General features: G+C 43.0%; 23 protein-coding genes. 4 read left to right on the top strand and 19 right to left on the bottom strand.

Annotation, left to right across the window (positions count from 1 at the left end; translation table 11 throughout):
• Nucleotides 1-3: 3 nt before the first annotated feature.
• The 6 genes from DEO27_RS21910 to trxA form a co-directional block, all read right to left on the bottom strand.
• Complete coding sequence (locus DEO27_RS21910) at nucleotides 4-2079, bottom strand: hypothetical protein (protein ID WP_112568626.1); 2076 nt, start codon at nucleotides 2077-2079, stop codon at nucleotides 4-6.
• Between the two features lie 64 nt (nucleotides 2080-2143).
• Nucleotides 2144-2458: a Dabb family protein gene (locus DEO27_RS21905; RefSeq protein ID WP_112568624.1), complete on the bottom strand. Its 315-nt coding sequence runs from the start codon at nucleotides 2456-2458 to the stop codon at nucleotides 2144-2146.
• A gap of 24 nt (nucleotides 2459-2482) precedes the next feature.
• Nucleotides 2483-3055: a hypothetical protein gene (locus DEO27_RS21900; RefSeq protein WP_112568623.1), complete on the bottom strand. Its 573-nt coding sequence runs from the start codon at nucleotides 3053-3055 to the stop codon at nucleotides 2483-2485.
• A 76-nt stretch (nucleotides 3056-3131) separates the two neighbouring features.
• Complete coding sequence (locus DEO27_RS21895) at nucleotides 3132-4466, bottom strand: ABC1 kinase family protein (protein WP_112568621.1); 1335 nt, start codon at nucleotides 4464-4466, stop codon at nucleotides 3132-3134.
• Between the two features lie 4 nt (nucleotides 4467-4470).
• Nucleotides 4471-5124: a TetR family transcriptional regulator C-terminal domain-containing protein gene (locus DEO27_RS21890; protein ID WP_112568619.1), complete on the bottom strand. Its 654-nt coding sequence runs from the start codon at nucleotides 5122-5124 to the stop codon at nucleotides 4471-4473.
• A 102-nt stretch (nucleotides 5125-5226) separates the two neighbouring features.
• Nucleotides 5227-5523, bottom strand: coding sequence for a thioredoxin (gene trxA / locus DEO27_RS21885; RefSeq protein ID WP_090530271.1), 297 nt, complete (start codon nucleotides 5521-5523; stop codon nucleotides 5227-5229).
• Between the two features lie 180 nt (nucleotides 5524-5703).
• Here trxA and DEO27_RS21880 point away from each other — a divergent pair, with 180 nt between their 5' ends.
• Nucleotides 5704-6603: an alpha/beta hydrolase gene (locus DEO27_RS21880; protein WP_223818019.1), complete on the top strand. Its 900-nt coding sequence runs from the start codon at nucleotides 5704-5706 to the stop codon at nucleotides 6601-6603.
• A gap of 95 nt (nucleotides 6604-6698) precedes the next feature.
• On the opposite strand, the gene DEO27_RS21875 is transcribed toward DEO27_RS21880, so the two are convergent.
• From DEO27_RS21875 to DEO27_RS21860, 4 genes are all read right to left on the bottom strand, one after another.
• On the bottom strand, nucleotides 6699-7535 hold the full coding sequence (locus tag DEO27_RS21875; RefSeq protein ID WP_112568615.1) for a DUF6263 family protein: 837 nt from the start codon (nucleotides 7533-7535) through the stop codon (nucleotides 6699-6701).
• Between the two features lie 71 nt (nucleotides 7536-7606).
• Nucleotides 7607-8035 carry a hypothetical protein gene (locus tag DEO27_RS31585; protein ID WP_162997082.1) on the bottom strand — a complete coding sequence of 143 codons (429 nt, stop codon included), beginning with the start codon at nucleotides 8033-8035 and terminating at the stop codon, nucleotides 7607-7609.
• 47 nt (nucleotides 8036-8082) lie between these two features.
• Nucleotides 8083-8952: a hypothetical protein gene (locus DEO27_RS21865; RefSeq protein ID WP_112568613.1), complete on the bottom strand. Its 870-nt coding sequence runs from the start codon at nucleotides 8950-8952 to the stop codon at nucleotides 8083-8085.
• Between the two features lie 429 nt (nucleotides 8953-9381).
• Entirely contained in the window at nucleotides 9382-10626 is a 1245-nt protein-coding gene (locus DEO27_RS21860) for an alkaline phosphatase family protein (protein WP_112568611.1), read from the bottom strand.
• Between the two features lie 151 nt (nucleotides 10627-10777).
• Between DEO27_RS21860 and DEO27_RS21855 the strand changes: the two genes are divergently transcribed.
• The gene (locus tag DEO27_RS21855; protein WP_112568608.1) at nucleotides 10778-12010 is read left to right on the top strand and encodes a serpin family protein; all 1233 of its coding nucleotides are present in this window, start codon (nucleotides 10778-10780) and stop codon (nucleotides 12008-12010) included.
• Between the two features lie 53 nt (nucleotides 12011-12063).
• Here the strand turns inward: DEO27_RS21855 and DEO27_RS21850 are convergent, their stop codons facing one another.
• Both DEO27_RS21850 and DEO27_RS21845 read right to left on the bottom strand, forming a co-directional pair.
• The gene (locus DEO27_RS21850; RefSeq protein ID WP_112568606.1) at nucleotides 12064-12471 is read right to left on the bottom strand and encodes a DUF6855 family protein; all 408 of its coding nucleotides are present in this window, start codon (nucleotides 12469-12471) and stop codon (nucleotides 12064-12066) included.
• A 92-nt stretch (nucleotides 12472-12563) separates the two neighbouring features.
• The gene (locus tag DEO27_RS21845) at nucleotides 12564-13418 is read right to left on the bottom strand and encodes a LysR family transcriptional regulator (protein ID WP_112568604.1); all 855 of its coding nucleotides are present in this window, start codon (nucleotides 13416-13418) and stop codon (nucleotides 12564-12566) included.
• A gap of 89 nt (nucleotides 13419-13507) precedes the next feature.
• On the opposite strand from DEO27_RS21845, the gene DEO27_RS21840 reads away from it, so the two are divergent.
• Entirely contained in the window at nucleotides 13508-14479 is a 972-nt protein-coding gene (locus tag DEO27_RS21840; RefSeq protein WP_112568602.1) for an alpha/beta fold hydrolase, read from the top strand.
• Nucleotides 14480-14552: 73 nt separating this feature from the next.
• Here the strand turns inward: DEO27_RS21840 and DEO27_RS21835 are convergent, their stop codons facing one another.
• From DEO27_RS21835 to DEO27_RS21815, 5 genes are all read right to left on the bottom strand, one after another.
• Nucleotides 14553-15785 (bottom strand): RNA polymerase sigma factor, encoded by a 1233-nt coding sequence (locus tag DEO27_RS21835; RefSeq protein ID WP_112568600.1) that lies wholly within the window; start codon nucleotides 15783-15785, stop codon nucleotides 14553-14555.
• Nucleotides 15786-15910: 125 nt separating this feature from the next.
• The gene (locus DEO27_RS21830; protein WP_112568598.1) at nucleotides 15911-16264 is read right to left on the bottom strand and encodes a YciI family protein; all 354 of its coding nucleotides are present in this window, start codon (nucleotides 16262-16264) and stop codon (nucleotides 15911-15913) included.
• A gap of 311 nt (nucleotides 16265-16575) precedes the next feature.
• Nucleotides 16576-17394 carry a cytidylyltransferase domain-containing protein gene (locus tag DEO27_RS21825; RefSeq protein WP_223818018.1) on the bottom strand — a complete coding sequence of 273 codons (819 nt, stop codon included), beginning with the start codon at nucleotides 17392-17394 and terminating at the stop codon, nucleotides 16576-16578.
• Nucleotides 17395-17537: 143 nt separating this feature from the next.
• Complete coding sequence (locus tag DEO27_RS21820; protein WP_112568594.1) at nucleotides 17538-18254, bottom strand: DUF4397 domain-containing protein; 717 nt, start codon at nucleotides 18252-18254, stop codon at nucleotides 17538-17540.
• 206 nt (nucleotides 18255-18460) lie between these two features.
• Nucleotides 18461-19261, bottom strand: coding sequence for an SDR family oxidoreductase (locus DEO27_RS21815; protein WP_112568592.1), 801 nt, complete (start codon nucleotides 19259-19261; stop codon nucleotides 18461-18463).
• A gap of 149 nt (nucleotides 19262-19410) precedes the next feature.
• Between DEO27_RS21815 and DEO27_RS21810 the strand changes: the two genes are divergently transcribed.
• On the top strand, nucleotides 19411-19779 hold the full coding sequence (locus DEO27_RS21810) for a winged helix-turn-helix transcriptional regulator (RefSeq protein WP_112568590.1): 369 nt from the start codon (nucleotides 19411-19413) through the stop codon (nucleotides 19777-19779).
• A gap of 90 nt (nucleotides 19780-19869) precedes the next feature.
• On the opposite strand, the gene DEO27_RS21805 is transcribed toward DEO27_RS21810, so the two are convergent.
• The gene (locus tag DEO27_RS21805; RefSeq protein WP_112568588.1) at nucleotides 19870-20142 is read right to left on the bottom strand and encodes a hypothetical protein; all 273 of its coding nucleotides are present in this window, start codon (nucleotides 20140-20142) and stop codon (nucleotides 19870-19872) included.
• A gap of 10 nt (nucleotides 20143-20152) precedes the next feature.
• On the bottom strand, nucleotides 20153-20749 hold the full coding sequence (locus DEO27_RS21800; RefSeq protein ID WP_112568586.1) for a sigma-70 family RNA polymerase sigma factor: 597 nt from the start codon (nucleotides 20747-20749) through the stop codon (nucleotides 20153-20155).
• Nucleotides 20750-20852: the final 103 nt, after the last annotated feature.

Genomic DNA, 20852 nt, shown 5'->3' with positions numbered 1-20852 from the left:
GTTTTACAATCCCAGTTTAAATCCGAGGCCGTAAAACCTGCGGTTGTCAGTAATTTCTGATTTTTTGTTTTGCCAGATGTTGCGGCCGTTGGCAAATACTTCAAAATTTTTGAACCTGTTGATTTGTAGTTTATAACCGAAGTAAACGTTTTGCAGGGAAAACGAATGATCACTCGGCCCCAATATAGGATCAATGCTGGAATACGGATTAGCAAAACCTCCCCCGCCCAACTGATATAAAACATCCATACCCGCAAAAACACGGTCGATATCAAGACGGTTAACCCAGCCTCCTGTCCACACCCGATCGCCCGTGGCAAGGTTTCCTGTAATAGTATTTGTGCGTTGTTTAATATTAGTGGCATTAAGCCCTGTTGTAAAGTGAGCATCCGTTTTATCAACAACACGGAAAGTTATGCCAATGCGGTTACGCGTATATTTTGAGTCAACGTATCCAATATAGCTTTGGCTTCCGTTAGCGCCATACGGCAGATAATAAAGTATAGGGATCTGAAGTCCTCCGCGTTCATAATTATAATTAACAGATAACAAAGCCGAAACACTAACGTCCGCTCCGGCTGTATAAACATTATAGGATTTTAACGGGTCGTAGGTAAAGTTAGGGTAGCCGCCTGAGTTTAATGAAATTTGTAATGGTCCGTCAAAGCTTAAGCCGGTAAGATGCTCAGCATCTGTTTGTAAAAGTATACTCTGTTTTGAGTAGGAGCCGTAAAGTTTTATACCAACAATATTGATCCCTGCCAGGGAAGAAACATTCACCGAAGCTGAAGCATAGGGAAAGATCCGTTTAAGCTCAGCATTGCTTGCTATAGCCAGGCTCTTTTTTGAATCCAATACCGTTACAAAACCACCCTGCAAATTGATGCTGTTTTTGAATGACACGCCTAACGATGGTGTTAGCAGATAGTCTTTGCGTTTGGCATATGTACGCTCGGTAGAAGTGGAAGGGAATGAAGGGGCGTTTCCGCTTGATGTTTCGTTGTTTGTGGCCTTGGCGGTAGAATCGCGTGTATAACGATAGCTAAAATCAATTGCCGGCTCAATGCTAAAATCACCTATGGTTTTCTGATAGCTTAAATTATCCCGAAGCAGCAATACGTTTCTGCGATGGAGGCTATAGGCATCGGTACTGCTATGCAGGTCGCTGCTATAATAGTTGTAGTTATAATCCTCGTTGTAATTATAATAACTGTATGAAGCCGATAAATTATTTTTAAGGCCTTTTGCCAATTGCGAATTTAACCTGATACCACCATTTAACAGGTTTTGTTTGGCATGGTAAGCCGTAATTGTTTGCGCCCGCGAAGCCGTGTTTGGGTCATTATAAATGTTGGAGTTATCATAGTCAAAGCGGGTAACCTGCGGTACGTAAGTTGCAGTTGCGCTAAGGCTGTTATTTGAACCAAGTTTAACGTCGGCGTATCCGTTAAATTTAAACCTGTTAAAGCCTAATGGTGTTTTGATAACAGCTTGCTGCGAAGTAGTTAAAGTAGGAAAAACATCCCTTAAATATGTGGCAGAAATACCTGTGCTGACAAGATCTGTGTTTTTATAACCGGATAAATAATACTGATGATAAACATTGGTAGGGCTGTTAATGTCTTTGACATTTGACATGTTCCGCACATTAATAAGATTGGTTTGCCCAGCCGCTTCGATACCCGATTTTCCGGGTTTGCTCCGTTTTGTTTTTATCAGTATCATTTGTTGTTGCGACGGAGCGCCGCTTGCCTGTGCAACTGCATTTTGAACCAGCGTTATCTCTTCAATATCATTAATATTATAAGCATTTACATCGTTGATGATATTGCCGTCAATTACATATATTACATAAGCGCTATTGGTGTAAGTGCCGTAAAACCACACATTAAGCGCGTCGCTTATGTTAGCGAAGGGTTGGCGTTGCAGGTCGGCCCCTTTAAGGGTAATACTTTGAGTAAACTTTTTATCAAGTTTTACCCTTCCCAAATCGTAATGCGAAGTATCCGTTTGTGAGTAAGCTTTTGAAAATGAAAGGCATATAGCCAGTGCAATAAGGCAGGTTAATCTTGAATACATGAAAAGGTTTAAAATAAATAAGGCTAAATATATATCATTTAGCCTTATCTGTTTTAATTTAACCTTAAATATTTACACTGTCAACCACTACAACTTTGCTGCACAGTGGCTTAGCATATTGTTCGGCAAATACAACGTGGGTAGGGTCAACCTGGTAAGCTTCCTGTGCTTCGGGGGTATCAAACAATATTAATAGCGATACATCATACGAACGGTCTATCACATCTCGGTTGGTATCAGCCGGTACACCGAAATGAATATCGCGAATATGAGGGATTGGGATGAGCAGGTTAAGCCCTTCAATCAGTTTATCTTTATCGGCTTTATTTTTAAGCCAGAAATGTACGTGATGTACAAAAGTGTTTTGGAGTATTGGCATGGGTATGTGTATTTAAAGTTGTTGTTAGTGCATACAGCCTACATAAACTCTTCCTTTGAAAACAAAGGCGGTTTTAAGCTTGTCAATAACTTGAAAAGCGCTGTCCGCACTGTTTTTGTTTTCATAAATTCCAGCCACCAAAGCAATGGTTTTTGGGCCGGTATTATATCGATAGGTATCGAGATATTCGAGGCTTAAAGTTTTGGATGGATATCTCCTGGGATAATATTCGCCCGCATAAATCTCATCTTCATCTTTATCGGATAATGCGATGAGGTCTTTAGCTTTGTTGTACCCGCGATCCATTGTATCGATAGGGATATTGGATGATTTGTTCAGCTCAAACATCTTATCGCGAAGCAAGTAATAGTTCAACCCCGTGTCAGCTACCACGATGTAATAATTCGCGTAGGCGTCGCGTTGCTCGTCTATATCAGCAGTATCGGCAGTTGTTGAAATTACCTTGTTAGATGCTTTATAAGATGCTGGCAGTACTTTAACTATTTTTGATTTTGATGTGTCCCGATTGGCTTTGGATGGCTTTGCTTTGCAGGCAGTCAGTAAACAAACTATCAAAAACAGAAAGGGGATTTTCATAAACGGTCACAGGTTATTCAAATATAGTTGAATTATTTAACCACTGTTTACTGCAAACTCAAAACTGCAAACTGAATTAATACTCCAGCACCACATGCGGTTTAAAGGTATCGGTTTTAACCTTTGCTTTTAATTCATGCAAAATATTATATAGCCCAAAATTGGTACGGTTTACATAAATAAAATGCTTAACACCGCGGGCCTGTTTAAATTCGGGCATTTTTGAAATGCGCTCGCCAAAGCCGTATAACTGATCAAAAAATGCTGTTTGACTGAAATCAAATGTATCAGTGATATACGGTAAAGCAAACAGGCTGATCATTTCCTTATACTGTGTATAGTAAAACTCGATCTGCGCTGTGGTATCATCCCTGTGAATCATATCCAACTGGCGGAATGCCTTAATGGTTTCTTCTTTATTGTCCAGTAAATTGGTTGACGTAAGTGAGAAGAAAGGATAATAAAAATCCTCAGGCATTTCCTTAATACAGCCAAAATCAATAACACCCAATTTTCCTTCAGGAGTGATCATGAAATTACCGGGATGTGGGTCGGCATGTACGGCACGGAGTTCATGCTGCTGGAAATTATAAAAATCCCACAAAGCCTGGCCTATCTGGTCGCGAAGTTCCTGCGATGGGTTGGTAGCCAAAAACTCTTTCAGGTGCTTCCCTTCCAGCCAGTCCATGGTGATAATACGTTTGCTGCTTAGCTCGGGATAATAATGGGGGAAAACAACATTATCAAGATTAGCGCAGGCCTTTGAAAACTCAATAGAACGACGAACTTCCAACTCGTAATCTGTTTCCTCAAGCAGACGTTCTTCAACCTCTTTCATGTATACATCCAGTTCCTTTTCGCTCATGCCCAGCATCCGGAAAGCAAATGGCTTAACCAGCTTAAGGTCTGATGAAATGGAATCGCCCACGCCAGGGTACTGAATCTTAACGGCCAGGTTTTTGCCATTCAGCTCGGCCTGGTGAACCTGGCCTATTGAGGCGGCGTTGGTTGAACGGATATTGAACTTATCAAAGATCTGATCGGGATTTTTACCAAAATATTTCCTAAACGTTTGTACAATAAGTGGCCCGGAAAGCGGTGGCGCGTTATATTGCGACTGGGTGAACTTATCAACATAAGCTTGCGGCAGCAGGTTTTTATCCATGCTGAGCATTTGCGCCACCTTAAGCGCGCTGCCTTTAAGCTCGCTTAGCGACTGGTATATATCGGCCGCGTTGTCTTCATTTAGCTCTGATTTATCCAGATCAGGATTGAATAGCTTTTTAGAGTAATGTTTAATATAATTACCGCCAATCTTGATACCTGTTTTTACAAATTTGGCCGACCGCTGTACTTTGGTAGTTGGTATACTATTTTGTTCGGGAGTGGCTCCCGGAGTTTCATCTGCCATAATCTTAAAATCCCATCTTATCCTTTATCCCGCCATTCTGTACCAAAAATTTGCCGTATTCAAAAAGGTTATCAATTGGTGAGCGCTGGAAAAGATCAAAAGTTACGTTAATGCCTTTTTCAATGGCTTCGTCGGTTTTTTCAAAACCGGCTGAGTTATCATTGATCCAGAAGTTGAGTATAAATACAAACTGTACCCAAAGGGCATCTTTGTATTTTTTTGAGAAGTATTTACGGTCGCTCAGTTCGGTGCTTTCAATACCTTCTTTCATGATCTCATCGGCAAAGCCTTCAAAAATATCTTTCAGCGGCGCAAATACTTTTGGCGTAGTAAAACCTTTGGGTTGTTTTTTAATGCTGTAAACCGCAAAGCTGCGGCTGCTTTTGATCAACTCAAAAAAGCCGTAAAAAAATGATAAGGCTTTTTCGCGTGATGTGTAACCTTCCCAAACCTCCTGCGCGCGTATCTCGGCCAGTGTTTTGTTGGCAAAGCCTGCCCAAATGCCCTGTTCTACAGCCTCGAAAGAGCCATAAAACTGGTAAAACTCGGCTTCGCTCATTTCATTTTGCTTCGCGAAAATATAAACCGATTTAGGCTGCTCGCCCTCGGTTAACACATAATCAATGTATGCGTTCTGGATGCTTTCGATAGTTGCCATGTTGAACCTCTCCTAAATCCTCTCCAAAGGAGAGGACTTGTTAATTTAATTGATAGTAAATTCTTATACTCCCTCTCCTTTAGAGAGGGCTGGGGTGTTTTTTTACAAAAACTGCTCTACCACTTGTTGTAGTTGCCTGGCTTGTACCACGCCGCTTTGGCGCCATTTGCTTTGCCCTTTCTGAAAGATCATGAGGGTAGGCACGCTTTGTATGCGGTATGCACTGGCTGCTGCTGGGTTTTTGTCGATATCTATTTTAATGATCTTTACCTTATCACCTAACGCGGTTTTTACATCGTGCAGTATAGGTGGCATCATTTTACAAGGCCCGCACCACTCAGCCGAAAAATCGACCAGTACCGGTGTTTCTGATGCTATTATTTCCTGGAAATTTGCCATAAGTTTTTTATTAGTCTATGGATCATAGTTCATAGATCATAGAACGGATCGCTTTATAGAGAACAGGTTATCAAATCGTTAACTTTCAAACCATGAACCATCATCTATGAACCATGAACTATTCAAATTTAACCAATAAGCCGCGTAAAAGTTTAGTGTTTTCATACCAAAGCATCGGCTATGAAGTATATTTACTTTATGCAAACAAAACTAAGCACATACCTATTTCTGCTGATGCTGTTACTGCCTTTTGCGGGCATGGCTCAGGATGTCGTGATACCACTTTGGCCAAACGGAGCGCCGGGTTTTGAAAACCGTCGCAACGAACCGGAGCAGGCTAAAGATTACTGGGTAAAAAACATCCACAATCCTTCGCTTACTGTTTTTTTACCACCTAAGGATAAAGCTAATGGATCTGCAGTAGTAGTATGCCCGGGTGGCGGTCACAGGTTATTAGTGTATACTGCCGAAGGTGTTGATCCGGCTAAATACCTCAATAGTTTAGGTATTACTGTTTTTGTGTTGAAATACCGTCTGGGCAGAGATACGCTATCGCCATACAAAATTGATGTACATGCCAAACAGGACGGCTACCGGGCTATGCGATTGGTACGCAGTAAAGCAGTAGAATATGGACTGGACACCAATCGCATTGGGATGATGGGTTTTTCGGCGGGTGGCGAAGTGGTTGATATGGTTGCTTATGGCGAAGGCAAAGGCGATCCGAAAGCTATAGACCCGATAGACAGATTAAATGCCCGTCCGTCGTTTTTGATCCAGATCTATCCGGGGCCGCTTTATATTCCTGATAAATTACCTTACGATGCGCCGTCCGCGTTTTTGTTAGCCGCCAATGATGATGTTTGCTGCTCGCCATCGGTAGTAAAATTATTGCAGCGTTATCGCGAAGCAAAAATACCTGTTGAAGTGCATATTTATACCCAGGGCGATCATGGCTTTAATATGGGGTACCGATCAAAACTAAAAAGCATCAGCACCTGGCCCCAGCGCATGGCCGACTGGCTAAGTGACAATAACTATTTGCACCCGGCAACACCAAAAAGAATGAAGCTTCACTAAACGAGATAAGCAAAAAAAGAGAGGCATATGCGTTTGGCTTAACCGCATAGCCATCTCTTTTAACAATAGCCCCTATTGTACCCCTACGTTCGGGACTAATGTATTTTGTAGCAGCTTTCGGTAAAAGCTGTGCGTTTTGATGCGGCGTAAACTACACGGTTGTGCAGTTGATAGCCACTTATAATGCTTTTCATCATTCGTTCCAGTACTACGCCTGTTTGGTTATCAATTACATATACACCATTGGTGTTACTATTGGTATAGCCACCTGTGATGGCGCTTTCAAATACAACTGTGGTTGTTTTATCGCTGATCTTATCTACCCAAAAGGTATTTTTAGTTTTTTGCCCGTTCATCATTGTTGAATCGGCCCAGGTATAGCCAGGTTTGAGGGATTGTGTTAGCACAAAATCGGCCAGGAGGCCAAGGGTTGCGCCCTTTGCAATTTGCTCCTGCTGCAGGCCGGTGAAGGCTGTCAGTGTATCATTAGTAAATTGAAGCGCAGGATCGGTGAAATCAGTTACAAGTCCGTTTTTATTGATGGTTACCGAGGCTACCTTACCTGCAATATTATTTAGCGCCTTTGCAATGGCCGAGCTGTCGTTAGCGGGCCAGTCTGAGCTGTACGCCAATTTTTTACCCATAGCGTCAATGGTATCGGCAATGTGTTTGGTAGTAACGGTCAGATTAAATCCCTGCCCGGTAGCATCAACAACATCATAAACTTTGGTTGTTGATGAGAAGCTATTGATGTTAAATTTTTGATCGCCACGCTGTAGTACTGTGTTTGAACTTAAAAAGGCGGTGCGCTGAAACTGATCGCCTTTTTTAAAGGTAAATGTGCGGTGAGCTGTTTGCGCTTTGCTTAAAGTAGATAGGCCTGTAAGCAAAAGGATCAGGATCACTTTAAGCTTTGGTATTTGAAGTTTCATGTTTTCAGGTTAAATAGAAATTCATTTTCTAATGCACGGCAGTTAAAATAACTGCCATGCAGTGATCCTAATTAATGTAAGGGTTTTAAACCCGGTATTGGCGGCACAGGCGGTATTGGTGGTACCGGCGGTATCGGTGGCACCGGTGGTATTGGCGGTACCGGCGGAATAGGCGGCACTGGTGGTATCGGTGGCACCGGCGGAATAGGCGGCACCGGTGGAATAGGTGGTACCGGCGGTATAGGTGGCACTGGTGGAATAGGCGGCACCGGTGTTATTGGCGGTACCGGCGGAATAGGTGGAACCGGAGGTATTGGCGGTACCGGGGGAATAGGAGGCACTGGCGGTATTGGTGGTACCGGGGGAATAGGAGGTACCGGTGGTATTGGAGGTGGTACGTTCCAGTCCGATTGATTGTTTCTGCCCTGTGCAGCCGCATTTTTAGTGCTTATTGCCAAAGTTGCGGACGCGACTAATGCTGCTATGATTATTTTTTTCATTGCTTAATATGTTTTTAATGAAGTAATTGATTTTTACTAAGTGTGGCCTATCGTCGGTTTAGGGAGAGTGGGTAGCCAATAGAAAATACCATATTGGCCCTGTCGTTGGTGTACCGGGTAAGGTTTGCAACACCTACCGCTAAACTTAAAGGTACAGGGAAAGGCCTGACTCCTGCTGAAATACCGAGGTTCATGCCCGTCCACTCGGCATTTACGTTTACATGCCGGATAAGCTCGTAGGAGAGGCTGCCAAATATAGCGGTGCCATGTTTTCCTTTGCCGGCTTCAATATCTTTGGGGCTCTTTTCATAAAACCTGCCGCTGCCAACTCCAATTGTATAAGTAAGCCTTGAACAGCCCGGTGTTAACGATGGCACAGTTTGTACCGCATGGCTCACCGCTAAGTAAAAAGTTGAGCCCGGTGCATCGGAGAATCTGTTATTTGCAAATATCTGTAATGCGCCGGCCGAAATGCTTGTTCCGGTAAATAATAGACGGCTCACAATGAAGTTTCCCGAAAAATCCCTGAACTTATGTACATCGGTCATGTTTAAGCTTGCAGCAAAGTTTATAGCCTTCGCCGGATTACCTATGCATGCCCCTACCGAAGTGATCAGATCGGCCTTGTTGTTCCTGTAAACTTCGGGATAAGTGGCGCCGACACCTCCGAATAAATAGGTGCCGTACCCTCCAAAGCCAGATGGGATCAGGATACCGCCCGGGGCGTCGCTTGGGTAAAGCTGAGTTTTTGTTTGAGATGCCTGCTGATTAAGTTGAGGCATAGGTGCCAGGAAGTCATCCATTTTTTGAGTGAGTTCCTTTTCAAACTGGCTTTGGCTATCGGCGTTTTGTGTACTTAAACAAAGTGTAGCTACAGCACAGCAAACAAATACCCATATATTGGTTTTAAAAATCATTTTAGTAAATAGGTTAGGTAAGGTGTCAATGGTTGTGGCAAACAGTGTAACGCTATCAGGTGATAAACTAATGTATGCATTTTAACTTCAAAAAAGCAACGGGTAATTCTTCGTTTTGCAGATAAATTAACCGGTTCTATAATCGGCATATAGTACCTGTATTACTAAAGTCAGGCGTACTACTATTTGCCGGGTTTAAATTTGGGATACATAATGGTGGCTTTCTCATTGTGGTTTTGGGTTGTTTTTATATCACAATTTTACGGAGCGGGGGCAGGGTGTACAATACCAAGTGGTTTGTATTTTGGGGAGCGATATTTTTTTTGAAAAAAGGCGGGTTACAATAAAAAGAAAACCCCTCTATGCGAAGCAGAAAGGGGTAAAAAGTTTGCTGAGTCGACCAGGTTTTCGCTCTTGATGCCAGACTATCTATTTTTTATCATCCAATATAATCCAACGGTTAACTGTATTGTTAAGGCCTTCAATACAGATCTTGTAAAATTTGGAAGGCATATTTTTAACATCAACCAGTGCATGCTCATTGGTAACAGGTACGGTAGCTAATAATTTGTATTCATCGGCTTGGCCTTCTTTATACACGTTGTCAGCAGCTACCCAGATCTTTACATTACCTTCTGAGTCAAGCGCTTTCCAGCTAATATCTAACGAACCTTGTACATAGTTAGCCATAGGTTCAGCAACAGATACCGCGCCGATAAGCGGGATGCCATCCATTTCGCGTTGCTGCGCTTCCGGTACTTTTACATTCAAAAAGCTGTTGATTGAAGGCGTGATATCCACAATACCCGGGGTATAGTATTTAGCATAGTTGTTTAGCGGGCGATAGCTGGTAACCATCCAGGTAGAGCGTTGGCGGGCGCTTTGACCGCCATGGTCCTTACCAGTAGCCTCGCTGCGGCCATGATCCGTTGTGATGAAGATCAGCCAATCCTCTTTAAAATGTTGTTTGCGATATTGTATGGCAGCCCAGATCTTGCCAACCTGCGCGTCCATTTTTTCAATGGCGTCATAATATTGCGGGCTGTCGCCGTATCTATGGCCCATATCGTCGGTATACTCCAAATATACCCATGAAAGGTCGGGAGCTTTGTCTTTAATACATTCCGCTGCAGATGATACTACCTGTTCATCAATGAGGTGCATATAATTCCCGGCCTTATCATGCGGAAATTTAACGGTATCAAGTTCATAACCGTCATAAGCATAATCCGGATGGATGTTTCCGGCTTCAGGTAATTTATCGCCTATAAGCTTGGTGCGGTTATCTGTCCAGCTGCTGAATATGGCTGTTTTTTTATTGGGATACGCGTTTTTAAACATCCTGAATACGTTCCAGTAGTTATAATTAGGCGCTTTGATGTCATTGCCCCAAACGTTGTGCTTGTTTACCCAGGTAGCAGTGAGTAAACTGTTATAGCCATTGGCCGATATGGTTGGTGTTTGCGAATAACCTCCTTTTTCGCCGCCAACATGAGCACGAAGATAGGTGCCCTGTTTAGCTATCAGTTTGAGGTTAGGCGTATTTAGCTTTTCAATTACATCGGCAGGGATGCCATCGGCAATAATAAAAACAGCCTTACGGGTTTGTGCAGCGGCATTGATCCCGGCTAATACCAGCAGCGCAAGGGCCGCGGTTTTAAGTAGATTTCGCATCAGTATAAATGAGTATTTTAAAGGACTAAACTACGGTGTTTTAACAAGCCCGGAAGTTAAAAAATTGTTATACTTTTTTATCCGCATTAATTTTAACTCCCTGTAGCGTAAGTAATTTGCTTTTCGTAATGTAATTATAAACCTATCAACTATGATGCGCAAACTAACCTTACTTAGCATTGGGATTTTGGCGATGGCCGCCTGTAAAAAAGGAGGTAATGGCCCAATTAATAACGGCCCGGGTAAAGACCTGGTGCTTTCGGCAATTGAGCAACAGCAAGTAGGCCCCGGCAATGCTTTTACCTTAAAACTGTTTAAAGCAGGTCTGGGAACTGTCTCCAATAGCCAAAATCTAATCCTCTCGCCATTGAGTGTAAGCTTTGCTGTTGGCATGACCAGTAATGGCGCCGCCGGGCAAACGCTTACCGATATTCGTAAAACAATGGATTTTGATGGTTTTACCGAGGATCAGGTGAATAGCTATCATCATAACCTGATTACCAATCTTCCTGATCTTGACCCAAATACAACACTTAAAATAGCCAATTCCATCTGGTACGCTAATAGTTTTACACCGCTGCCTGCATTCATAAAAACCAATACCGATTTTTATAATGCCGAGGTAAAAGCGCTTGATTTTAACGATAAAACAGGATCTGCGAATACTATTAATAGTTGGGTGAGCGGGCAAACCAATAACAAGATCACCAAGATCATAGATCAGATAAATGACGGGGCCAAAATGTTTCTTATTAATGCCATTTACTTTAAAAGTACCTGGAAAACCCGGTTTGATGCTGGCAAGACTTATAAAACAGCCTTTCATCTTGCCGATAACACTACGGTGCAAGCCAGTTTCATGACCAATAATGATGTCAACCTTAACGTAGCTTTTGATAGTGAAGCCACCGTGGTTGAGCTGCCATATAGCAACAGCAGGTACAGTATGGTAATGATCATGCCCGATGCCGATGTAAAAGCCTTTGCCCTCGGTCTCGATTCGGATAAGTGGAATACATTGATGGGGAAACTTACCGGCAGCAAATCAAATATCACCTTTCCTAAGTTTAAATTCAGCTACGGTGTCGATTTAAAAGCGATCTTAAAATCATTGGGAATGAGTATTGCTTTCAGCGATCAGGCTGATTTTAGCCGGATCAATTCAACCGGACTTACCATAACCGAAGTAAAGCATAAAGCCTATATTGATGTGAATGAGGATGGCACCGAAGCCGCAGCCGTAACGGAGGTTGGCATGGGGCTCACAGCGGCACCTACAAAAAATATCATTTTAGATAAGCCATTTATTTTCGCGATCAGGGAAATGAAAACTGGCTTGATATTATTTGCGGGCATTGTTAATGATCCAACAAAGGGCGAATAAGCGCTAATAAATACCAATAAGAACGGGCTGTTTGTTAAAGCAGCCCGTTCTTATTATTTTGCTTTTACTTTATTGCCTTTGGCATCATGTGTTAGCTCAACCATACCTAAGGCCTCCATCAGTGGAGGTACGTACATGGCAAAACGCCCCCGCAATCCTTTCTTTAAGCCATACCATCCGCCAACAGGATTATTTTCCGAGCGCCCCCAGGCCTCAACCGTTCCTTCCTTTGCCGGCTTTTGCTCGTCGGCGCTGCCAAGCTCCATCCAGTCCCCATGAGCGGTTAACATAGCATGCAAGTCGGCCAGGCAGCGGTAATCGTAATGGAGCACGGTTTTGCCAACGGTACAAACCAATATCGGTTTGTTATCTTTTGTATCCAGATGCATAGTATAATCTGATGTTAATGGCGGCGTTTTTAATGCCATCGGGTTTTCTTTTGTGCCGATATTGTTTTCCATCGCTAATTAAGATTTATAGAAAATTGGTAATGATCACCAGTAAGAATGATACTGCAAATTAAGGTTTTGAATGTTAATGAGAAGTCCCCGGATCAATACATTTCCACAAAAGCCTTCAGTGCTCTTGACTGCGGTACATTTTTACGGTAGATGAGCACCGTTGACATTGTACCCAGTTCTTTATTAAGCATGTGTGTTTTAAGCTTACGGCCCGAGTAATACTGCTCAATCAGCTCGGCAGGGAGAATGCTGATACCCAAACCGGCTTCTACAAAATTGATGATCCCTTCCAGCGAATTCAGTATGATGCTTTTATATTGGATGATGCCCTTGGCGTTAAGCCATGCTTCCAACCGGGCCCGAAATACACACCCCTGGTCAAATACGATGATCTTAAGCGGCTGTTTCGTGAGCAATTCCTTTAGCTCGGGGCCATGGGCCGGGGCAAGGATCACCAGTTGTTCTTCTTTAATGTGCAACTGCTCCAACTCGGGTGAATTGATAGGCGCCGATACAAAGGCCGCGTCCAGTTTATAGTTGATCACGTCATTGATGAGGTCGCTGCGCATTTGCGATTTAAACTCCAGGTCGACATCCGGGTAGGCTTCGGTAAAACGGGTAAGGATATCCGGAACTTTAAAAGCCATAGTAGTTTCAATACAGCCAATTTTAAGGTTGCCGCTCACCTGGCTGAATTTTTTGATATCCTTTTTAGCTTCCTGCATCAAATGGTCAATCTGTTTGCTGTATTGCATCAGGGTTTCGCCCGCGCTTGTCAGTGCTACCTTGCGTGATGTGCGGGTGAACAGATCTGCTCCAAATTCTTCTTCCAGGTTTTTTATACGTGCGGTAACATTCGATTGTACGGTAAACATGGCTTCGGCGGCTTTAGTAAAACTACCATTAGCGGCTACTGCTTCAAATATCCTCAGGTCATTAGTGTTCATAAATTACAATTTATGATTGTTAATATCGTTATTAATCGTTTTTAATAATCAAATATCGATATTAATTTTGAATCATCAAAACACAGCAAATGAAAATTAAAAATCTGATAATAACCGCTTTGGCTGCTACTACCTTTGTAGCGGGGGCTTATGCGCAATCAACAAAAAACTCAACTATAAAAACACAAACCATGGAAACCAATCAAATTCATTACCGCAACATCAAAGCTAATGGCTTAAATATTTTTTATCGCGAAGCAGGACCTAAAGATGCGCCAACTATTTTGTTATTGCATGGCTACCCAACATCGTCGCACATGTTCAGGAACCTGATCCCAACTTTAAGTACAAAATTCCATGTATTGGCTCCTGATCTGCCTGGTTTTGGGTTTTCTGACATGCCGGATCATACCCAGTTTAAATATACTTTTGATAACCTGGCGAATACCATGCAGGCATTTATTGACGAGCTTGGCCTGAAGCGTTTTGCCATTTACATATTTGATTACGGCGCTCCTATCGGTTTAAGACTGGCTTTGGCTAATCCGGAAAAAATAACAGGCATCATCTCTCAAAATGGTAATGCCTATGAAGAAGGCCTGAGCAGCGGCTGGAATCCTATCCAAAAATACTGGCAGGATCCAAGCCAGGAAAACAGAGATGCCTTAAGGGATTTCGTAAAAGAAAAAATGACCAGGTTTCAATATTTTGAAGGTGTATCCGATCCCTCATTAATTGCTCCTGAAAGTTATATCCTCGACCAGCAAACCCTCGACCGTCCCGGAAATGTGGAAATTCAGCTTGACCTGATGCTTGACTATCGTACCAACGTGGCTTTGTATCCTAAATTTCAGGCTTATTTCAGAGAGCACAAGCCAAAACTGTTAGCCGTTTGGGGGAATAAAGATCCGTTCTTTTTACCTACAGGCGCCGAAGGTTACAAAAGGGATAATCCCAACGCGACAGTTAAGTTTTATAACACCGGCCATTTTGCGTTAGAAACACATGCCAAAGAAATAGGACAGGATGTACTGGAGTTTTTAGGCGGATTGCCTAAGTAAGGGCAATAAGGTTTTAATGTATTAAATCAAAAGGAACATGTCTTTATCTTAAAGATATGTTCCTTTTTTGTTTTTATCGCATTTGTGTAAGCCTATCTATCTTACTTTGAATAATGGCGGTATCGGCAGGTGTTTTTATCAGCGTTAAGGCTTTTTCAAAGTTTGATTTTGCCTGTTCATAATCAATACCGGTGTACAGTTCGCCCAATAGTGTATAGTAAAATTGGTTACCGGTAAGTTGAAGCTTTTCGGCTTCAATAATAGCTTCCTCAGGGCTATTAGCTTTGGCAAGCGCGAAGGTGCGGTTAAGTGCAGCTACCGGTGAGTAAGCTATTTGCAGCAGGCGGTTATAAAGCTGCAATATGTTTTCCCATTTTTCTTTTGTATCTGTTTTTTGGGTGTGCCAATAAGCTATGCTGGCTTCAAGGTGATATTTTGATAGGCGGTTACCTGTAGTGGCCTGGTTTAAATACCAGGCGCCTTTGGCTACAAGATCCTGGTTCCAGAGGTTGGTGTCCTGATCGTCGTATAATATCAGTCCGCCGTTTTGGTCTGTACGTGCCTCAAACCGGGAAGCGTGAAAATACATGAGCGAAAGCAGGGCGTTAACCGGCGGTTTGTTGGTGCTTTCGTTTTCAATAAGCATATGACAAAGGCGCATAGCCTCAAAGCAGAGGTCTTTACGCAATACCTGGTTTTGACTTACCGAATAATAGCCCTCGCTGAACAACAGGTAAATGGTAGTTAATACATTTTCCAGGCGGTTATCCATCTCAGCCAAATTAGGCATTTCAATTTTTATGTTTTCGTTGCGGATTTTTTCCTTAGCCCTGAACAGGCGTTTATTAATGGTCTCTTTACTTGCCAGGAAAGCCTCGGCAACTTCATCAATCCCAAAACCGCAAAGGATCCGTAAAGAAAGCCCGATCTGGGCTTCGGGCTGTATAGCCGGGTGGCAGATGGCAAACATCATCTGTAGCTGGCTGTCGGTAATGTTTTTAGGGGATAGATCGATATCCTGTTCATAAGCATCATCGGTTTTTATTTCCGGAGATACCTTGCTTTCAAAAATGGTGTTACGCTGTAAATGGTTTTTTGCCTTGTTTTTAGCAACGTTATAAAGCCAGGCCGTTGGATTGGACGGAATACCCTTATAACTCCAGGCCTGCGCCGCGGTAAGGAAAGTATCGCTGGCTATATCCTCCGCGGTTTCCATCTGATCAAACCCAAAGCGGCGGCATAGCACCGATATTATTTTACTGTACTCTGTACGGAATAAATGTGGGATGAGTTCCTGGGTTTGCATGAGGAATAACCAAATATGTCATTGCGAGGAGGAACGACGTGGCAATCGCACGGAAGAATAGCCGCTCTGTATAGCATGCGATTGCTTCGTTCCTCGCAATGACATAAATTTATACTTTGAATTGTTTAATGCACACCGTCATTCTTTGCGATTTTTCGCACCTCAACGGTATTGCCGGGCCCTTGCAGTACCGGGCAGCCTTTAGCAAATTCAACAGCTTCTTCAACCGAATCGGCCTTTACAGTAATGAAGCCGCCTATGGTTTCTTTGATTTCACCGAATGGGCCGTTGGTAACCACGCCACCGTGCCCTACAATTTTAGCATCGGCAAAGGGCAGACCGGTGCCGCTAACAAACTTATTTTGAGCAGCAATGCCACCAATCCAGTCCATAGTTTGTTTCATCCAGATTTGGATCTGTTCGGGAGAAGCTACCTTGTTGCCATCTTCGTGCCTGAAAATTAAAACGAATTCGTCCATCTTTTTAGATTTTAAAGGTTAATTAAATATATGAATTACACCTCTATATCAAATGAGAATGGGGGAATAGGACAAGGGAGGGGAAATTATTTCGGAATTTGTCTGAACCGGAATTTTTAGAATTAATGAATTAGCAGAATGAAAAGATATGGAATTCTATAAATTCTTTAATTCGACGAATTCGGGGTCAGAACATTTAGCATTGTGGTAGCACTAGTGGGCATCTCACGGAAAACCGCACAACACTTGCACCATACGTTCAATGATGATCTCTATCAAATATCGAACGCAGACCAATCCTAATCACTAAATCAAGCCATCGCAAACTCCGGCTTTACTTCGCTCAGGTGTTTGTTGTACCAGTTGGTGCTGTTATATGGGGCGTTAATTTCGTAGATCTCTGGTTTTAGTTTCAGCAGGTTAATGATATCCTGGCATGAAAAACGATTACAAACCGGGTACAGTTCTTTGAACACGCGTTCAATAAAGTAAAAATCTTCCGGGTGATCAAGCGCAAAACGGTGCGACATGGAATAATCCAGGCCGGTTTCCCAGGTTACGTTACCTATATTGAAAATAAGCGGGTTTTCGTAGATGTATGGTGAGGTATGCTCCAGATCATACGGGCGACCGGCATTTTCCCAGGCTTGTTTCAAACAGGCCATGGTCATTACTTCTACGTCGTTACCATCGGGGTAGGTAGCGGGGTACAGATTGCTCACGTAGTCGAACTTTTGTCTGTTGCTGAAAAAGTGTTCCAGTACTTTATCAATGATCCGCGGATCAATCAGCGGGCAATCGGCAGGGATTTTTACAACTACGTCGGCATTGAAAAATTTAGCTGCCTGGTAATGCCTGTCCAACAAATTGCTCAGGCTACCACGGTAGCATGCAATGTTAAGGTTTTCGGCCTCCTGTGCAATAACATCATCTTCGCTACCCTCGGTGGTGGCAATAACAATACTGGCCTGATGCTGGATCATGCCAATGCGTTCCACCATACGTGCCAATAAACTTTTACCTGATATTGGCAGCATTACTTTGCCATATAAACGACTTGAAGCCATGCGGGCCGGCACAATAATCACTACGCGCTCATCCATCTTTTCCGGAAATTTGAGGTTTATCAAAAAAACATTAACAGGTTAAATGTATAACGGCAAGGTTTAAATATGGCGAAGTTTATATTATCAAATTGTTAACCTGATAGGTGGTCTGCAAAAAATAAAACCCGGCACCAGGGCCGGGTTTTACAACATAGGTAAAGGTTTATTTAATAGTAGAAAACGTTGGTTTGAATACCCGCACTTAATTTTTTATCATCAGTAGCTGAGGCTATGCCCTGCAACCAAATGGTATATACCGAACCGGCGCGTAAGGTAACATTAGTAAGGCTGGCTAATACCGTAGTAGTGCCTTTTTGACGAATGTTAAGGGTATAAGTATTACTGCCTTTAATGGTAACAAAGTTTGAAACTTGTTTGTAAGCTTTGTTAGTTGCCAGGACACTGTCTTTTGAAGTAACCAGGTCAACAGCGCCCGCATCGGCACTTAAGTTGGCCAGGCGGATACTTGCCATGCCAGCTGCCGGTTGAACGATGGAATCGGCAACAAAAATTACGTCGCGTTTGCCTGCAGTATTGGCCAGGTATACCGAGTAAAGTTTTTTGGCTGTCAGGTCGATGGTATCGGCCGCAACTTTTTGCTTAGTGCCCGAAACATAAAAGGTAGCTGTTCTTTTACCGGGATAAGCGTTAACGTAATCTATACCGTGACCGTACCGGATGGGGAAGTTATTGGCCCTGTTGGGTTCCAGGTAAAAATCAACCGGATCAGAATCTGGTGAGGCATTGATAACGGAAACGAGCGCCACTTCCGGCTGAACGTAATTGTTATGATCCTTTAAACACGAGCTGAGGGTTGCTGCCAGCAAACACACCATCCCGATAATGCCTGCCCGCCTTGTTAATTTTCGCTGAACTGTTTTCATAAACTAAAATATTGGTAGTAAACTGATATTTTAACTTTACGTAATCAGCAGGCATTATGCTACTTGGGTTCTTAAATTTTAACCCATAGGTGCTATTTAGCATAAATACGTTTGGTCCTGGGTTTTAGTATGTAAACTACAGCGCTTTCAATTGTAAAAAAATAGCGGATAACATTTATCCGCTATCATAATCATTAAATGAGAGGTTATACTACAGGAATGGTACCACCATCGATGGTAAATTCGCCCCCATTTAAATACGCTGCCCGGTCTGATACCAGGAAGGCAACCAATTCCGCAACTTCTTCAGGCTCTGCCGGGCGACCCATGGGAATGCCACCCAGAGAATCCATAATAGTTTTAAGTGCCGCTCCCTTGTCGCCACCGTTTTGTGAGGCAAGATTATCGATCATACCCTGCGCTCCGCCCGTGTTAATAAAACCTGGAGCTACCGAGTTAACGCGTACGCCTTTGGGGGCAAGTTCTTTGGAGATGCCTTTACTGTAATTGCTCAGTGCCGCTTTAGCTGCCGCGTAAGGCAGGGTAGCCTCATATAGTGGCATTTTGCGCTGGATGGATGAAATATGCAGTATCACACCATGTTTTTGATTGAGCATGGTTGGCAGTAACCCTCTGTCTAACCGAACAGCTGCCAATAAATTAGTTTGAAGTGCGGCCTCCCAATCTTCATCGCTGAGCACCATAACTCCTCCTGCGGGCGATTCGGAGCCGCCAAGGTTGTTGATCAGGATATCGATGCCGCCTAAACGTTTAAGGGTTTCGCTGATCATTTTATCAGTACCTGCTTTTGTGCTCAGATCGGCCTGGATAAAATGTTCCGGACTGATATCAGCAGGCTGAGTACGGGCGGTGGTTACAATGCTGGCTCCGCCTTTGAGCAGTCGGTCAAAAATAGCTTTGCCCGCACCTTTGGTCCCGGCGGTAACTAATATTTTTTTGCCTTTAAACTCAATTGGGTCGATATTGAAATTTGCTTTTGCAATCATTTTTTTGTCGATTTATGTTGATATGATAATGCAAAATTGATGAAGTATCAGGGGCGGGTCAAGTACGGAAAAATGATTCAATACGGATAAATTTATCCCTGTACTTACCGAAATTTGTAGTTTAAATAATACCGAAAGGGGGAATTGAAATGTACGAACGGAAATTACCTATACAGGAAGAATGCGGTCTTGATCTGATACGTGAAGTGGTGTTTGGCAAGTGGAAGATCCACCTGTTGTACTACATATCGCAAGGGATCAGCAGGCCCGGGCAACTACAAAAGAATATTCCCGAAGCCTCCCGCCGGGTTTTAAATATCCAGTTGAACCAATTGGAAGACGATGAGCTGGTAGCAAAAATGGTATACGATCAGCAACCACCCAAAGTGGAGTATTATTTAACAGACCTGGGCAAATCAATAATGCCCATCATAAATGAGCTTGGGCAATGGGGAGATGATAACAGCGAGCATCTGCGCCGGGTGATAAAAAAACGATTGGTATTGCCAGAAGCTTAAGAAATAAAAAGGCAGCTTAATAAACTTTCGACTGCCTTTTGTGGTGTGGCTATTACGTGGGGTATTAAGTATAGTTTCTATCTATAGGTTTTATTTATCTAATTGTTCATCAATCAGGTGCTGTAGTTGATTTTTAAATTTATCATCGAGTTTGATGTTTTCATCAACAGGCCGATGGAGCATGTTCCTGATCATGCGGTTAATCGCGGCGCTTTGTAACTGAAAAACCCTGCAAACGCGGCAGCCGGCCAGATGGATCTTTAATTCCAGTTTTTCGCGAAGTGTGATTTCTCCTATATCCTGCTTCTCAATCAAATAAGTAGCCTTTTTGCAGTTATAGGCTATTTTAGTTAATTCATCCATATCATTTTGTTTAAATCCAGTTTTTTTGAAGACACTCTCTAAGGCTTAGTTTGGCCCGGTGGATAATTACCCAAAAGTTTGAGGGGCTTATCCTTAGGTCGTTGCAAATGGTATCCGTTGGCTCATCGTCCAAGTGCTTCATAGTGAAAACCGAAAGCCATAACGAAGGCAGCTTTCTCAGGCACTTTTGCAGTATCAGTTCAAATTCTTTGCTTTCTAACTGATCTGTTTGTTCAATACCAAATTCTGCGGGCCTGTGATTGGGTTTCCAGTTATGCGCGTCCGGCTCAAAAAAATCGTCGGTTTCCTGTTCGGCAATTGTCGCTCCTGGTTCTTTAACAAAGGCCGACGCTTTTTTGCGGTAAACATCAATTATCTTGTTTTTTAAAATAGCCGTAAGCCAGGTGCGTTCGGTGCTTTTTCCCTCAAACTTTTGAAGCCGTTCAAGACCCGCCAAAAAGGTCTCCTGCACCAGATCACGCGCCTGCTCCTGGTCGTTAATGCGGGTTAGCGCGTATTTATAAAGATAATCGGCATGCCGGGTTACCCATAAGCGGGGAGCGGCGCTGTTATCAAGCCCGATATTTGTGCTGTTTTGGCTCTGCATAAATCAATGTGGTGGTAATGGTTTGCGTAAAAATGTGTCGCTTATACTATCGTTTGATGTTTTGATTTGCGCATCAGTCGGAGGAAAGGAAGAATCCTTACAA

Source organism: Mucilaginibacter rubeus (assembly GCF_003286415.2).
GTDB lineage: Bacteria > Bacteroidota > Bacteroidia > Sphingobacteriales > Sphingobacteriaceae > Mucilaginibacter > Mucilaginibacter rubeus_A.
Note: the sequence above shows the minus strand (reverse complement) of the source record. Positions and strands in the feature narration are given on the sequence as shown.

What these genes read in the sequence shown, in the direction of transcription:
- DEO27_RS21800 (WP_112568586.1), bottom strand. Translation starts at nt 20,749, where the DNA reads ATGCAGAGCCAAAACAGCACAAATATCGGGCTTGATAACAGCGCCGCT.
- DEO27_RS21805 (WP_112568588.1), bottom strand. Translation starts at nt 20,142, where the DNA reads ATGGATGAATTAACTAAAATAGCCTATAACTGCAAAAAGGCTACTTAT.
- trxA (WP_090530271.1), bottom strand. Translation starts at nt 5,523, where the DNA reads ATGGCAAATTTCCAGGAAATAATAGCATCAGAAACACCGGTACTGGTC.
- DEO27_RS21875 (WP_112568615.1), bottom strand. Translation starts at nt 7,535, where the DNA reads ATGAAACTTCAAATACCAAAGCTTAAAGTGATCCTGATCCTTTTGCTT.
- DEO27_RS21845 (WP_112568604.1), bottom strand. Translation starts at nt 13,418, where the DNA reads ATGAACACTAATGACCTGAGGATATTTGAAGCAGTAGCCGCTAATGGT.
- DEO27_RS21840 (WP_112568602.1), top strand. Translation starts at nt 13,508, where the DNA reads ATGAAAATTAAAAATCTGATAATAACCGCTTTGGCTGCTACTACCTTT.
- DEO27_RS21820 (WP_112568594.1), bottom strand. Translation starts at nt 18,254, where the DNA reads ATGAAAACAGTTCAGCGAAAATTAACAAGGCGGGCAGGCATTATCGGG.
- DEO27_RS21810 (WP_112568590.1), top strand. Translation starts at nt 19,411, where the DNA reads ATGTACGAACGGAAATTACCTATACAGGAAGAATGCGGTCTTGATCTG.
- DEO27_RS21910 (WP_112568626.1), bottom strand. Translation starts at nt 2,079, where the DNA reads ATGTATTCAAGATTAACCTGCCTTATTGCACTGGCTATATGCCTTTCA.
- DEO27_RS21880 (WP_223818019.1), top strand. Translation starts at nt 5,704, where the DNA reads ATGAAGTATATTTACTTTATGCAAACAAAACTAAGCACATACCTATTT.
- DEO27_RS21890 (WP_112568619.1), bottom strand. Translation starts at nt 5,124, where the DNA reads ATGGCAACTATCGAAAGCATCCAGAACGCATACATTGATTATGTGTTA.
- DEO27_RS31585 (WP_162997082.1), bottom strand. Translation starts at nt 8,035, where the DNA reads ATGAAAAAAATAATCATAGCAGCATTAGTCGCGTCCGCAACTTTGGCA.
- DEO27_RS21830 (WP_112568598.1), bottom strand. Translation starts at nt 16,264, where the DNA reads ATGGACGAATTCGTTTTAATTTTCAGGCACGAAGATGGCAACAAGGTA.
- DEO27_RS21895 (WP_112568621.1), bottom strand. Translation starts at nt 4,466, where the DNA reads ATGGCAGATGAAACTCCGGGAGCCACTCCCGAACAAAATAGTATACCA.
- DEO27_RS21865 (WP_112568613.1), bottom strand. Translation starts at nt 8,952, where the DNA reads ATGATTTTTAAAACCAATATATGGGTATTTGTTTGCTGTGCTGTAGCT.
- DEO27_RS21860 (WP_112568611.1), bottom strand. Translation starts at nt 10,626, where the DNA reads ATGCGAAATCTACTTAAAACCGCGGCCCTTGCGCTGCTGGTATTAGCC.
- DEO27_RS21835 (WP_112568600.1), bottom strand. Translation starts at nt 15,785, where the DNA reads ATGCAAACCCAGGAACTCATCCCACATTTATTCCGTACAGAGTACAGT.
- DEO27_RS21815 (WP_112568592.1), bottom strand. Translation starts at nt 19,261, where the DNA reads ATGATTGCAAAAGCAAATTTCAATATCGACCCAATTGAGTTTAAAGGC.
- DEO27_RS21855 (WP_112568608.1), top strand. Translation starts at nt 10,778, where the DNA reads ATGATGCGCAAACTAACCTTACTTAGCATTGGGATTTTGGCGATGGCC.
- DEO27_RS21900 (WP_112568623.1), bottom strand. Translation starts at nt 3,055, where the DNA reads ATGAAAATCCCCTTTCTGTTTTTGATAGTTTGTTTACTGACTGCCTGC.
- DEO27_RS21850 (WP_112568606.1), bottom strand. Translation starts at nt 12,471, where the DNA reads ATGGAAAACAATATCGGCACAAAAGAAAACCCGATGGCATTAAAAACG.
- DEO27_RS21905 (WP_112568624.1), bottom strand. Translation starts at nt 2,458, where the DNA reads ATGCCAATACTCCAAAACACTTTTGTACATCACGTACATTTCTGGCTT.